Here is a 13,328-nt window from a genome sequence, read left to right as displayed (position 1 = left end):
TTAGCGGTCTGCCAGCCGACCACCTGGTCAGCGGGGAGCGCCGTCGGGAAGATGGCGATCCGGCCGACCTCGCCGGTCAGCCGCTCGTACAGGCTTGGTCGCCGAGGTCGGTGGGGGTCGGAGGCCGGCGAGTTGGACGTACACCTCGCGTTTTTCTGTTGCTTTTCCGCGTTGGTCGAGGACGTAGCCGGTGAGCCAGATCCAGCCGTCGCAGGTCGGTTCCCGGGAGCGGGAGATGAGGCGAAGGGTGAGTGCCCGGTCCCCGGCGAACTGGACGCTGGCGCGTTCCCCGATCAGGAGGATGTCGCCGGGTTCGGGCAGCGGGCCGAACATCAGGGGAGCGGGAGGAGAAAGCCCGGTCCCTCGGGTGCGATGCGTACCCAGCACTCGGTCTGTTCGCCGCAGGTGGGGCAGCGTCCGCCGGGGTCGGGGGAGTGGGCCTTGGCCAGCTCATAAGAGCTGATCAAAACATCAACCGCGGTGTACGGGACCGCCTGCTCGTCGTGCCGGATCCAGCCGACGAAGCGGTTGTGCAGCCAGCCGCTGGGCACGTGCCGCAGATCCTCGGCCGCGACGACGAAATACTGACCCAGGTAGAGCCCGAGCGACACCCGACTGCCATCGAACTCGGCCCGCAGCTCCCGCCGCCGAGTCGCACACGGCCAGTCACCCCCACAACCCGTGCAAAGCCACGTACGCCCCATCGGATTATGCGTACTCACCCCTGCTCCTCCTCGGTTACTGCATCTGATGGACTGTTTTCGCTGCTCAGTTGCGTCGCCACCTGGCGGACGATCGCGGTCACCTGCACCAGGAGTTCGATGCACGGGGTCGTGCAGTCGGACGACTCCCACGCGCACTCTGGCGCGTGCCCGGTCACCCACACCTCATCCGACCGGACGTGCAGCCGGTCCAGATGCACCCGCACCACGACCACATCCACGGCCGCACTCGGCGGCAGGTCACGGCAGTGCGACCACTCGCCAACCCCGAGCCGAAGTACGGTGCCGACCGGCACCTCCGGCAGCCCAGCGGGCCTAGTCACGGTCGCTGCCTGTACCCGTAGCGGAACCGGCAACCCCGATTGCCGCGCAGCCGAGCCAGCCTCATGTCCTCGGGATCCACCGGGGACTCTGGCTGCCCATCCGGCGAGGAGCCCATTCCCGTGACCGGCTCGTGTTCCCGGTGCTTGTAGCCGGCTCGCTCTGGATACTGAGTCGCAGGACCGATCCCGTCGTCATCCGGCTCATACGCGTCGCAGAACCACCGCCACCTGCCCATTCAGGACCGTCCTCGGGTGTCGGTCGACGCCTGCTGCCGCCCGGAATGACTCGGCGGGCCGTGTTTCGCCTGGTGGACTTGCTGGATCTGCTCGCACGCCATCCGTTGCCCCCTCGCGATTGGAGGCGCGGCGGCCGGGATTCACTTTCCCTCACCGACCGCCGCACCCGCTCCGGCGGACGCGGTGACCTGACGCAATGGGGGTACGCCAGGTCACCGCATCCGGACTGGGTAGGGGCGTCGCGACCGCGTGGGCTCGATGCTGATGGAGCCGAGAATCGGACACCCCTTCACGTCCTGTCAGCCGTGACAACTTGTCGGACAGGACGTAACTTGAGGTTAGGATTGGTGTGAGCGCAGCCACAAGGCCATCACCGTACGTATTGTTGTTCGTACAGGACGACCGGATCGGAAGCTCTGATGACCGTGACCCTGTTCAGCCGCGTCGCAGACGACCTGCGCCGCGATGTTGTCCAGATGCCGGCCGGGCAGAAGCTGCCCAGCGAACACGACCTCACCAAGCGCTACAAGGTCTCCCGGCAGACCGTTCGGACCGCCCTGCAAACCCTTGCCAGGGAAGGGCTCATCGTCTCCACGCAGGGCCAGGGTTGGTCCACTCGCGACCAGCGAACCCTGGATTGGGTGGCCTCCGAGCCGGAGCGCAACACCCGTATCGACACGTCGCCGGCCGACACCTGGTCCAACGGGATCCGGGCGCAGGGACGCGAACCGAACGAGGTCATCACCACCGAGACGATTCTCGCCTCCGGCCGCATCGCGGACTTCCTCGAACTGCCGCCAGGCGAGCCAGTGACCGTTCGTAGGCGACTGCGGTACGTCGATCGGCAACTCCACACCACGTCGGACAGCTACTACCCACGTTCCCTTGTGGCTGGGACAATGATCGAGTTGCCGGCCGACGTGCTGCCAGGAACGTATGCAATCTTGGAAGCGGCTGGCCACGGGTGGCGGACCTGGCGCGACACTCTCAGGTCCCGGCCACCCACAGCCGCAGAGCTTGACTTGTTCGGCCTGGACCCTGGCGTCGCGGTTACCGAACACACGAGGGTCCGCAGGGCCGCAGACGGCAAGGTTGTGGCGGTGTCTGTCACCGCACTACCTGGCGACCGCAACGAGATCATCTACGAAGGGACGGCGTGATGGCTACGCAAACGATGCTGGGCGTGCTGGCGGTTGAGGAAGTTCCCGTCTACGACTCCGGATACCGGACCGACATGGCCGCGCGCACCATGTACCAGCCGACCGGTGTGCCCCTGCGGAACGACGGGATCTTCCGTCACTGGATGCTCCGCGGCGAGACGTACCGCCTAGAGCACGACGGCACCGGCTGGCGAGTCCACAACGATCTGTTCGGGCGACACGAGTACCGCCTGGTTGATGCGCAGGACGCGCAGTACGTCGGTCAGTTGCGCCTGGGTACGAGCGAGCTGATGCTAAACGTGGGGTCCGTCTACGAGATTCGGGTGATCGAGCCAATGGGGCCGTGGGGCGTGTATTCGCTTTCGGCTTAGACCCAACGGCGCCCTGATCGACCGTTCGATCCGAAAGTTACACTTGAACACGGGCCTCGCCTAGTCGGGAGAAAACCTGCAGATGGAGCAAGGCAACAAGTCGCTGCAGTAGTAAGGCCCGTCAAGTAATGGCGGTGCTGCGTATCCAGAGATGGCGCCGCTTACAATATGGCACCTTCGAGCACGCAGTGACACAGGAGGCGGCCAACCGCTTTAAGCAGGGGGAAGGACCAGCAGGAGGGGACATTTCCGTCTAGGTCGGTAGCGGTCTTGTTGCGGGTTGGCTCCGAGTTAGTAACTGCAGTAGATGGACGCATCGTTTGTTGTGTCGCTCGGTTGTCCAACCATGGTAATCCCCGGCCAATATATCAGCTTTTGTCGCGCCAAGGTCAGCCCTGATGGCTTACATTCTCGATCTGTGGGTGGCTTCTATCCAGGGCAACTTGAAAACGTCGGTTTGGGTTTTCCTATTTGAGACTTCGAACTAAAGTCGTGGCGGCTATGAACACGCTACTGATGATCATTGCGGCAATGGTTGTCGCTGCAGAGTCGAAGATGAAAGAGACTAGCGCTACAAGTGCATATACGAGGCCGGCCGCTGCAGCGAAAGATTCAATTAGCCGAGTCGGTCTTCTGCTTCGCTCGTCTTGGAGTTGGAGAATCAATTCCTCGGACCTCTCCTCGCCAATACGGATGTATTCATCGCCGGTAATCGTGCCCTCAAGGAATTGACGCTCCTCGGCGGAAACTATGGGCTTGACCTCCGTGCCGGATGCCGAGCTGCCGAGCCCCACGAGTACTCGTGAACCTCTCCGGCGCCGGGCGAGGGTGGTTGATGAGGGGTTTCGATCGCGTAGCTGCCTAGACATTCGATCCCCTTACTAGCTGGCTTGGAACTGTCGGCTTGCGGGCTTCCGTTGGTTTCGTGGTGTTGCTCTCAAGTAATGCGAGGGCTGAGGCTATTATTCGTGCCATTAGCGTCACATATCCGACGTCGGCAGTAGTTAGGGTGTAGGGCACGTCTGAGTCGACAGATAAGAAGCCAAAGCTCCGGCGCTCTGTTCGAATTGGGACCTGAAGAAAGGATTTGTAGGGCCGTGATTCTTTGCCGTCGATATGGCTAGGGGCGTCCTTGTCGATGTTGTAACACAGGACGAAGTCTTCGCCCTGTGCAATCTCGATTACTTCTCGGTCGTTTTTTCCTCTGCTGGCCTCGAAGTCAAGGCGTGGCGCTTTCCCTTGTCGTCCGTGCCATTCGGCGCGTACCAGCCTCCCATCTTCAGTGAACTGGTAGATTACACTCCGTATATTGCACTTTTTGTTCGTTAATCTGCCACATTGACTGGCGGCAATCTGAAGCGTGAGCGTCATTAGGGTTCCGACGTGGGCTTTTCGCTCTTCGCCATCGGCGTCGGCTACCTTGCTTAGTACGGTTACTAGTGGCTTTCCTGCCTGGCTTAGTGCGTCAGCCAGGGCACCCTTCGCCTTGACTGCAGAGGACCGTGCTCGCTTGGCCTGAATCTCTTTCCAGACGTTCAAGAAGGCGAGGGACAAAGCCGCAAATATAGTGATAAGAATGAAGTATACTCGTGTTTGGCCAGTCTTCATTCCGGCGAATCCGCCGAAGGCCGCAACTACTGCTGGCAGCAGAACTAGAAGTGCCCAGCGCCCGCGGCCAAGAGCTGAGATCACCTTTTGTTGACGGGATCTTGGCTCCAACTTGTCGCTCACAAAAGGCCCCTCCGCCTTCATTTTTAGCCGAAACAGAAGAGGTCATACTGTAGGTGAACCTCGGCTAGAGCAAGGTCAATGTCTGGTTTCTGACGCACTGCCTGTAGGTGCTTCACGGTGCCATGATCCCATAAGTGTGGGGTGTCGTAAGTGGCGAGCGGCGAGGAAATGTACTATTTGTTGGATATTCCTGGGAATACTGTCCCCGATCATGGGATCGGTTCGGGCGCAAGTTCGCCTTGTATGCCGGTCTTTTGAACATCTCCTCGGGCGACAATCGTTATGAATGATCCAGGGCTCCTGCCGGCTCCCGGTACGGGAGTCGGCAGGAGCCCTGTGTGCGTACTGCTGGTGCTGGTGGTGGTTAGGGCGCGTTTTATAAGTCCGGTCGGAGCCACTCTCCGATGGCGGTGATGGTCAGGACGGCCTGGTAGCGGACGGCGAGTTTGTCGTATCGGGTCGCGACGCCGCGGTGGCGTTTGAGGCGGTTGATGCCGCACTCGACGGCGTGGCGTTGCCGGTAGACGACCGGGTCGAAGCGGGGTGGGCGACCGCCCTTCGATCCCTTGGCTTTGCGGTGGGCGTCCTGGTCGGCTTTGCTCGGGATGCAGGCCTTGATCCCGCGGGAACGCAGGTGGGCTCGGTTGCTTTTCGAGGTGTAGGCCTTGTCGGCCAGGACGAGGTCCGGACGGGTCCGGGGATGCCCACCGCCGGGCCGGCCCACCCGGATCTTGCGTAGGACGGGGATGAACTGCGGGCTGTCGCCGCGTTGACCGGCCGTGAGGATCAGGGCGAGGGGTTTCTGACCTTGTTCACAGGCCAGATGCGTCTTGGTGGTCAGCCCGCCTCGCGACCGCCCGAGCGCGTGATCGACGGGCTCGTCGTGGATGCCGCCGGGTGGTTCTCTCTGCAGATGCCCGTCCCGGCGGGCACCGGCAGCGTGTTGGTGGGCGCGGCTGGTCATCGAGTCGATGCTGACGTCCCACTCGATCCGGCCGGCCGCGTCAGCGCTGGCCTGTAGCCCGGCGAGGATCTTCTCCCAGGTGCCGTCGCGCTGCCAGCGGCGGAACAGGCCGTAGATGGTGGGCCAGGGCGCGTACTCGGCCGGGACGTCACGCCAGGGTGAACCGATCCGGATCCGCCACCGAATCCCGTCGATCAGCTGCCTTCTTGTCCACTTCGGCGGACGACCCCGAACCGGCGCAGCGGGTAGCAACGGGGCAAGCGCCGCCCATTGCGCGTCGGTCAGGTCGTGCCGCCTCGTCACCGCTAGGGTGGCCACGAGGTCTCCGGTGCATGGTGCTTCTTGGTCGTTGTACCAAGTACCGGAGACCTCGTTGTCTATCGATCACCGCCACGCCGTGACCTCAACCTGCCCACCGTGCTTTATGAAACGCGCCCTAGCCGAAGGCGCGGGCCTGCCAGCCGACCACCTGGTCAGCGGGGAGTGCCGTCGGGAAGATGGCCACCCGGTCCAGTTCACCGGTCAGCCGCTGGCCGCCGTCCTGGTCTGCGGCGAACCGCAGCTCACGGGTCGCGCAGCCGATGATGCCGCCGTCCGGGACCTTCGCCGTACCGGCGACCTGACCGTCGACGTAGACGGTGATCGCGCCGTCGTCGGCCATCGTGATGACCAGGTCGAGGAACCGGCCGGTGGGCAGGGTCGCCGTGGTGGTCACGCCGTTGCCGGCGCCGATGAAGCGGACCTGGTTGCTCGGCGTCAGGTCGATCAGGATCCCGTCGGTGCCGGGGTTGCCGCCCGGCTGGGAGTCGAACAGCCGGCGGTAGCTACCGGTGGTCGTCACCTTCACCTCGGCCGCGAACGTGGCCGTGTTCAGGTAGCCGAGCGTCGTCGGGGTCGTACGCAGGTAACGCTGGCCGTTGAGCGCCAGCGCGCTGCCGGTGGGGCCGGCGGCGACGTACTCGGCTCCGGTCTGGACCGTCGCGGTACGCCCGTTGGGGGAGCGGTCCGCGATGGTGTTGCCCGAGCTTGGGTCCCAGGCGACGAGCGGGTTGGCCGGGTTCGGCACGTCGCACGGCGGCGGGATCGGCAGGGCGATCGAGGTGCTGGCGGTGGCCCGCCAGGCGTCGTTGATCAGGCGTGCCTCGATCCGGGACGGGCCAGGTTCGGCTTCCCGGGTCGGTGCGACCGTGAACGTGTAGACCTGCGAGTCTCCGGGGCGGAGCTTCGGGGTGGCGATCTGGCCGGGTCGTACGGTCCAGCCTTCCGGCACGGCGAGCTTGACCGAGGAGGCCGGGACTGTGGTCGTACCCGATGCCTTGATGGTGACGGTGACCGGCGCGGTCTGGCCGACCTCCAGGGTGGCCGGCGCCGCGATGGCGATGTCGACCTGGGAGGTGGCCACGTAGGTGTGGCCCTTGACGGCCTCGAAGGTGATCTTCTCGCCGCCACCGGTGGTGGTGATCTTCCGTCCGCTGGCCGCGTCCACCAGCGTGTACGGGCCGGTGAACATCGAGTTGCGCAGGCTCACCTTGCCGGCGCGACCGGTGGTCACCTTGATCTCGTCGGCGGCACCGCCGGACCAGCGTACGTCCACGGTGTTGTCGCCCTGGGCCCGCAGGCCGCTGACGGAGCCGTTGGCCCACTTGCTCGGCAGGGCAGGCAGGACCTGGATCTCGCCGGTCTGGCTCTGCAACAGCATCTCGGCCATGCCCGAGGTGGCACCGAAGTTGCCGTCGATCTGGAACGGCGGGTGGGTGTCCCACAGGTTCGCCAGGGTGCTGCCCTTGAGCTGCTCGCTCAGCATCTTGTGCGAGTGGTCGCCGTCGAGCAGCCGGGCCCAGAAGTTGATTTTCCAGGCCTTGCTCCAGCCGGTGCCACCGTCGCCGCGTGCGGTCAGCGACACCTTGGCGGCCTCGGCGATCTCCGGGTTCTTCGTCGGGGAGATCTGCGAGCCCGGGTGCAGGGCGAACAGGTGCGACACGTGCCGGTGGGTGTCGGTCGGGCTGTCCAGGTCGAGCTTCCACTCCTGGAGCTGACCCCACGAGCCGACGCGGATGCCCGGGTCGAGGTTCGCCAGGGCGGCCTTGACCTCGTTGCGGAACGCGCCGTCGCCACCGAGGATGTTGCCGGCCTCGATGGTGTTGGTGAACAGGTCCCAGACGATCTGCTGCGACATCGACGCACCGGCGGTGAAGTCACCGTTTTCCGGCGAGTAGCTGGGGGAGACCACCAGTTTGCCGTCACGGGGGTCGACGACCAGCTCGTCCATCCAGAACTGGGCCAGTTCCTTCATCATCGGGTACGCCCGCTCACGCAGGAACTTCTCGTCCTTGGTGAACTGGTAGTGCTGGAAGTACGACTGCGCCAGCCAGGCGCCCGCCTCCGGGAACCAGAACGACTGCGGGTAGTTGTGCAGGCCGGTGAAGCCCCACGGGTTCGTCTCGTTGTTGACCACCCAGCCCCGGTTACCGTAGATCTGCTGGGCGGTGACCTTGCCCGGCGCCACCATCGCGTCGACGTAGTCGAACAGCGGGGCGGTGGTCTCGGAGAGGTTCGTGACCTCCGCCGGCCAGTAGTTCATCTGGAGGTTGATGTTGACGTGGTAGTCCGCGTCCCAGGGCGGGTTGGTGGAGTTGTTCCACACGCCCTGGAGGTTCGCCGGCAGCGACCCGCCCCGCGACGAGGCGACCAGCAGGTAGCGGCCGTACTGGAAGAAGAGGCTCTCCAGGGCGCGGTCCGCTGCGGCGTTGCCCTTGTCGTAGCCGGTGAGCAGCTCGTCGGTCGGGATGTTCGGCATCACCTGGCCGAGGTCGAGGTTGACCCGGTCGAACAGGGCCTTGTAGTCGGCCTGGTGGGCGGCGAGCAGATCCGCGTACGACTTCGCCGAGGCGGTGTCGACCCGACCGGTGACCGCCGCGTGCGGGTCGGTGCCCCGGTAGGTGGGGTACTGACCGGCGTAGTCGGTGCCGGCGGCGAGAACCAGGGTGGCGGAGTTGGCCCCGGCCACGGTGACCGTGCCGTCGGTCCCGTCGGTACGCGTCCCGCCGTCGTTGTTGACCTGGATCTGCGACTCGTACTTGAGCTTGTTGTCGTTGAGCGCCCCGGCGAAGGTGATCCGGCCGCCGGTGGCGGTGGTCGTCTTCGACCGGTTGTTCGCCGCCGTCACCCCGGCGGTGAAGCCGACCTTGCCGGGCTGGTCGGCGCTGAGCCGGACCACCAGCACGTTGTCCGGGTTGCTGGCGAAATACTCGCGGGTGTAGCGGACACCCTCGTCGACGTAGGAGACCTTGGCGAGCGCGGTGCCGATGTTCAGCTCGCGACGGTATTCCTGGACCGTGCCCGGGTCCTCGGTCAGCCGCAGCGACAGGTCACCGAAGCTCTGGTAGGAACCGAAGCTGCTCTTGGGCTGGCCGAGCTTGTTCGCCACCTCCTGCGGGGAGATGCGCCCGTTCTGGTTGATCAGCGCCTGGATGTCGGCGATGGCGTTCGGTCGGGGCGAGGTCCAGTTGCCGAAGTTGTAACCGGGCGCGCCCGGTCCACCGGTCCACAGGGTCTTCTCGTTGAACTGCACGGTCTCGTTCGCGACCCGGCCGAAGATCATGCCGCCGAGCGCGCCGTTGCCGATCGGCAGCGCCTGGGTCTCCCAGTCGGCGGCCGGTTCGTCGTACCAGAGGGTCAGGGGGTCGGACCCGGCCGCGGCGGGGCCGGTCTCGGGGGCCGCCAGCGGCGTCGGCCCGGCAAAGGCCGGCACGGGTACGGCCACAGCCGCGGCCAGTACGCCAGCGAGCAGCGTACGGGGGACGAGTCGTCTTCTTCGGGGGTGGTGTGTCAACGGGGCCTCCGGAATCATCCGAGGTACTAAGAGGTGGTGGTTATCGGTCGGTGGATAAAAGCGGACTAATGACAGTAAGGTGCCCGACAGGCATCGGATGTTTAATCGGCAGGTTACGGATTGAACATCGAGGAAACAAGCCCTGCGGTCGGCCGAACGGTAAGGTCCACACTCGACGTCGGTCCGGACAGGGGTGCGTCCCACCGGGTGCCTGGCAGGATTTGCGGCATGTTCCGCGATATGACCATCCCACCGGTGTTCCGGCGCAAGGTCAGCGAAGTATGGGGCGAGGCCGGGCAGCGGTGGCTCACCGAGCTGCCGTCACTCGTCACCGCGATCACCCGTGACTGGGACCTTGAGGTCGGCGACCCGTACGCGCTCAGTTTCAACTGGGTCGCCCCGGTCCGGCGCGGCGACGGCACACCCGCCGTGCTGAAGCTCGGGGTGCCGGAGTCCGACCATCTCTTCCACGAGGCGGCGGCGCTGACCTCCTTCGACGGGCGCGGTGCCGTACGCCTGCTCGACCGGGACGCCGAACGGGGAGCGCTCCTGCTGGAACGGGCTGCCCCGGGTACGCAGGCCAGGGTGCTCGTACCCGAGCGGGACGAGGAGGCGACGGCGGCCTTCGTCACGCTGACCCGGCGACTGCACCGGACCCCGCCGGCCGACTGCCCGCTGCCCGAACTCGTGACCCGTGGCGAGGCGTTCACGGCCCACCTGCGGCGGTACCCGGACGACCGGGTGCTGCCCCGGCACCTGGTGGAACGGGCCGGGCGGATCTTCGACGAGCTGTGCGCCAGTGCCGCCGAACGGGTCGTACTCCACGGCGACCTGCACCACGACAACATCCTCCGGGCCGAACGGGAACCGTGGCTGGCCATCGACCCGCACGGGGTGGTCGGCGACCCCGGATCAGAGGTCGGCCCGTGGCTCTACAACCCGGACCCGGCCCGGCGGGACGACGACCTGCTCGCCCTCGTACCTGCCCGGATCGAACAGCTCGCCGACGGGCTGGCGCTACCGGTGGAACGGGTGATCGCCTGGGGCTTCGTGCTCTGCGTGCTCTCCGAGGTGTGGGACGCCGAGGGCGGTGCCACGGGCGGCGGTCGGGCCCTGGACGTCGCCCGGCAACTCCTGCCCCGACTCCGCTAGTGCTCGTCGCTCTCCGTGGGCGACCGTCACCCGGCCGGGAGGCATGACGCGTAATTCTCTTACATCGTCTTTGATGTTCCTACATCGAAGAAGATGTACGAGTCGAAGGCGTTGGTTTTCCTGGAGGCGCCATCCGCCGCGCAGGCAGCACTACCGGCAGTCGCTCCCGGATGTGAACTACGCTCTTGCCAGTTGCCCATCCCACCTGGCTGCGGCGATGCACAGTCGGGGACAACCCGCCGACTGTCCGCACCACTGTCAGTCGAAGCGGCGAGGAGTGTCGGTCGGTGCTGCTGGACGCCCTGCTCACGGAAACGTCCGACGACTCCGACGCGCTGGTGGTCGCCGGGCGCGGGCTGTCCCGGCACGAGCTGATCGGCTGGGCGACGGCGGTTGCCGGCGACATCCGGGGCGCGGGAATGGTCGCGGTGCACGCCACCCCGACCGTCGAAACCGTCGTCGGCGTCCTCGCCGGGCTGATCAGCGGCGTGCCGGTGGTGCCGCTCCCGCCGGACTCCGGCCCGGCCGAACTCGCCCACCTGCTCCGCGACTCGCGCGCCGACCTGGTCCTCACCGAACGGCCCGACCTGCTTGACAACCTGCCCGGCGGCGAACGATCCGCCCTGCCGGGTGGGGCACCCCGTCCGGCGGTGCTGCCGATCGGCCGGACCACCCGGTCCAACACCCGGTATCCCGAGCCCCCGCCGGAACGGACCGCGCTGGTGCTCTACACCAGTGGCACCACCGGGCCGCCGAAGGGCGCCCTGATCAGCCGTGCCGCGATCGCCGCCGACCTGGACGCCCTCGCCGACGCCTGGCAGTGGACGCCGGACGACACTCTCGTGCACGGGTTGCCGCTGTTCCACGTACACGGGTTGGTGCTCGGGGTGCTCGGGCCGCTGCGACTCGGCTCCCGGCTGGTACACACGGGCAGACCCACCCCGGAGGCGTACGCGGCAGCGGGTGGGACGCTCTACTTCGGCGTACCGACGGTCTGGTCCCGGATCAGTGGTGACGAGAGTGCTGCTCGGGCGCTGCGCTCGGCCCGGCTGCTGGTCTCCGGCAGCGCGGCCCTGCCGGTGCCGGTCTTCCACCGGCTCGCCGCCCTGGCCGGACAACCGCCGCTGGAGCGGTACGGGATGACCGAAACCCTGATCACGGTCAGTGGCCGGGCGGCCGGTGAACGGCGTCCGGGTCAGGTCGGCCTCCCGGTCACCGGGGTACGGACCCGGCTCGTCGACGACAACGGCGCGGTGCTTCCGCCCGACGGCGAGTCCATCGGCGAACTCCAGGTGAGCGGACCGACCCTGTTCGACGGCTACCTGCGCGCGGACGGTGCTCCGCCGTCCCGGGCAGGTGCAGTGCCGGCAGGTGCGGGGACGGCCGGTGCGGGGACGGCCGGGGTAGGCGAGGGTGGCTGGTTCGCCACCGGGGACGTGGCGGTGATCGGGCCGGACGGGTGGCACCGGATCGTCGGGCGGGCCTCCACCGACCTGATCAAGAGCGGCGGTTACCGGATCGGCGCCGGTGAGGTGGAGGACGCCCTGCTGGCGCACCCGGCGGTGGCCGAGGCAGCCGTTGTCGGCACCCCGCACGCCGATCTCGGCGAGCAGGTCACCGCGTACGTGGTGGCGGACGGGGTCGACGGCCAGCAGCTCATCGACTTCGTGGCCGGGCAACTGTCCGTACACAAGCGTCCCCGTCAGGTGCACCTGGTGGACCAGTTGCCCCGCAACGCCATGGGGAAGGTCGCCAAGAAGCTGCTCGGGGCCGGCTGACCTGGGACCCTTCGGCGGGTTGCGAACCTGCCGCCGCCCGTACGGGAGAGGATTCCTAGCATGGTTACCGGCTGTCCACCCGATCCGCGGTGGACGGCGTCCCGGCTGCGACACTTGGGATCGACATACATGGTAGACACCGGCATCGACGACGATCTGTGGCTGCGTCCGATCTTCCCCCCGGCCGAGTACGCGGCCCGCGTCGCCCGAGGGGAAGCGTTCGAGCGGGCCGGCTGCGTGGTGCAGCCGGACTGGAAGCTCAGCCAGATCACCCGCCGTCGTCCGCCGGGCATCACCGCGCACCAGTGGAGCTCCGCGATCCGTACGCAGTTCGCGTTTGTCGTCGGTGACCAGCGCAGCGTCGCCCCCACCTTCGCGGTCGAACTGAGCGCGAGCGTCGGCCGTGGCCCCGAGGCCAGCCGGGACGACCGGATGACCAACGCCGTCTGCGCCGCGGTCGGCCTGCAACTGCTGCGGATCGAGTCGCCGACCCTCGGCGACGGCGGCAACGGGCGCCGGATCCTCGACTACGTCCTCGACGCCCGTGCCTTCGGGGACGTCACCGGAGCGGACGACGGCGACCCGACCGACCCGGCTCCGCAGACCTACCGGGACATCATCGGCCGCCTCCCGGACGGCCGCAGCGGGTACGTCAACGACCTCGGCGCCGTCGCCCGATCCGCCGCCGTCGACGCGTACGCGAGCCGCCAGGTCTTCGACCCGATCATCCGGAGCCTGCACGTGAGCTGGGCGGACGGCCCGGCCGAGGGCTGGGCCTGGCTCGAGGTGCGGGCCGACCAGTTCTTCTTCGAACGGGTCCGGGTCTGGCAGCACGGCTTCTCCTGCGGCGTCGACCCCGGCAAGCTCGCCGAGGACCTGGCCGCGGCGGCGATCGGCGAACAGCTCAAGCGGCTCGGCAACGACGAACCCGTGCTGTACGCCCGCGAACAGCTCGGCCGGGACCTGACCGAGCTGCGGTTGCGCCAGGACGAACTGGCGACCGACTTCGCCTTCGCCCACATCTCCTTCGAGCAACCGGTCGACGCCGAGGTCTAGCC

The 13,328-nt window shown here is 66.8% G+C and carries 11 protein-coding genes; 5 read left to right on the top strand and 6 right to left on the bottom strand.

All coding sequences use genetic code 11. The annotated features are described in order from the left end of the window. Positions 1-27 precede the first annotated feature (27 nt). The 3 genes from OIE47_RS35650 to OIE47_RS35640 all read right to left on the bottom strand — a co-directional run bounded on the left by OIE47_RS35650 (position 28) and on the right by OIE47_RS35640 (position 1,045). The gene (locus tag OIE47_RS35650; protein ID WP_326558947.1) at positions 28-333 is read right to left on the bottom strand and encodes a hypothetical protein; all 306 of its coding nucleotides are present in this window, start codon (positions 331-333) and stop codon (positions 28-30) included. Further along, a complete protein-coding gene (locus OIE47_RS35645; protein ID WP_326558946.1) occupies positions 333-611 on the bottom strand; it encodes a hypothetical protein in 279 nt (92 codons plus the stop codon). Before OIE47_RS35645 ends, OIE47_RS35650 begins: the two co-directional genes overlap by 1 nt. Positions 612-718: 107 nt before the next feature. After that, positions 719-1,045: a hypothetical protein gene (locus OIE47_RS35640; RefSeq protein WP_326558945.1), complete on the bottom strand. Its 327-nt coding sequence runs from the start codon at positions 1,043-1,045 to the stop codon at positions 719-721. A gap of 656 nt (positions 1,046-1,701) precedes the next feature. Between OIE47_RS35640 and OIE47_RS35635 the strand changes: the two genes are divergently transcribed. After that, positions 1,702-2,442, top strand: coding sequence for a GntR family transcriptional regulator (locus OIE47_RS35635; RefSeq protein WP_326558944.1), 741 nt, complete (start codon positions 1,702-1,704; stop codon positions 2,440-2,442). Next, the gene (locus OIE47_RS35630) at positions 2,442-2,813 is read left to right on the top strand and encodes a hypothetical protein (RefSeq protein ID WP_326558943.1); all 372 of its coding nucleotides are present in this window, start codon (positions 2,442-2,444) and stop codon (positions 2,811-2,813) included. The genes OIE47_RS35635 and OIE47_RS35630 overlap by 1 nt, the downstream gene beginning before the upstream one ends. Positions 2,814-3,674: 861 nt before the next feature. Here the strand turns inward: OIE47_RS35630 and OIE47_RS35625 are convergent. The 3 genes from OIE47_RS35625 to OIE47_RS35615 form a co-directional block, all read right to left on the bottom strand. Next, positions 3,675-4,544: a GAF domain-containing protein gene (locus tag OIE47_RS35625; protein WP_326558942.1), complete on the bottom strand. Its 870-nt coding sequence runs from the start codon at positions 4,542-4,544 to the stop codon at positions 3,675-3,677. Between the two features lie 376 nt (positions 4,545-4,920). Continuing rightward, entirely contained in the window at positions 4,921-5,811 is an 891-nt protein-coding gene (locus OIE47_RS35620; protein WP_442792132.1) for an IS5 family transposase, read from the bottom strand. 133 nt (positions 5,812-5,944) lie between these two features. Next, positions 5,945-9,340, bottom strand: a complete 3,396-nt coding sequence (locus OIE47_RS35615) for a glycosyl hydrolase family 95 catalytic domain-containing protein (protein ID WP_326558941.1) — start codon at positions 9,338-9,340, stop codon at positions 5,945-5,947. 240 nt (positions 9,341-9,580) lie between these two features. On the opposite strand from OIE47_RS35615, the gene OIE47_RS35610 reads away from it, so the two are divergent. The 3 genes from OIE47_RS35610 to OIE47_RS35600 all read left to right on the top strand — a co-directional run bounded on the left by OIE47_RS35610 (position 9,581) and on the right by OIE47_RS35600 (position 13,326). Continuing rightward, complete coding sequence (locus OIE47_RS35610) at positions 9,581-10,492, top strand: aminoglycoside phosphotransferase family protein (protein ID WP_326558940.1); 912 nt, start codon at positions 9,581-9,583, stop codon at positions 10,490-10,492. A 287-nt stretch (positions 10,493-10,779) separates the two neighbouring features. Next, positions 10,780-12,270 (top strand): acyl-CoA synthetase, encoded by a 1,491-nt coding sequence (locus OIE47_RS35605; RefSeq protein ID WP_326558939.1) that lies wholly within the window; start codon positions 10,780-10,782, stop codon positions 12,268-12,270. A gap of 129 nt (positions 12,271-12,399) precedes the next feature. Beyond that, complete coding sequence (locus OIE47_RS35600) at positions 12,400-13,326, top strand: DUF2726 domain-containing protein (protein WP_326558938.1); 927 nt, start codon at positions 12,400-12,402, stop codon at positions 13,324-13,326. Positions 13,327-13,328 lie beyond the last annotated feature (2 nt).

Origin of the sequence: Micromonospora sp. NBC_01796 (assembly GCF_035917455.1) — a bacterium.
Classification (GTDB): Bacteria; Actinomycetota; Actinomycetes; order Mycobacteriales; family Micromonosporaceae; genus Micromonospora_G.
This window is presented reverse-complemented; position numbering and strand designations above follow the sequence as displayed.

What these genes read in the sequence shown, in the direction of transcription:
- OIE47_RS35650 (WP_326558947.1), bottom strand. Translation starts at nt 333, where the DNA reads ATGTTCGGCCCGCTGCCCGAACCCGGCGACATCCTCCTGATCGGGGAA.
- OIE47_RS35635 (WP_326558944.1), top strand. Translation starts at nt 1,702, where the DNA reads ATGACCGTGACCCTGTTCAGCCGCGTCGCAGACGACCTGCGCCGCGAT.
- OIE47_RS35630 (WP_326558943.1), top strand. Translation starts at nt 2,442, where the DNA reads ATGGCTACGCAAACGATGCTGGGCGTGCTGGCGGTTGAGGAAGTTCCC.
- OIE47_RS35610 (WP_326558940.1), top strand. Translation starts at nt 9,581, where the DNA reads ATGACCATCCCACCGGTGTTCCGGCGCAAGGTCAGCGAAGTATGGGGC.
- OIE47_RS35600 (WP_326558938.1), top strand. Translation starts at nt 12,400, where the DNA reads ATGGTAGACACCGGCATCGACGACGATCTGTGGCTGCGTCCGATCTTC.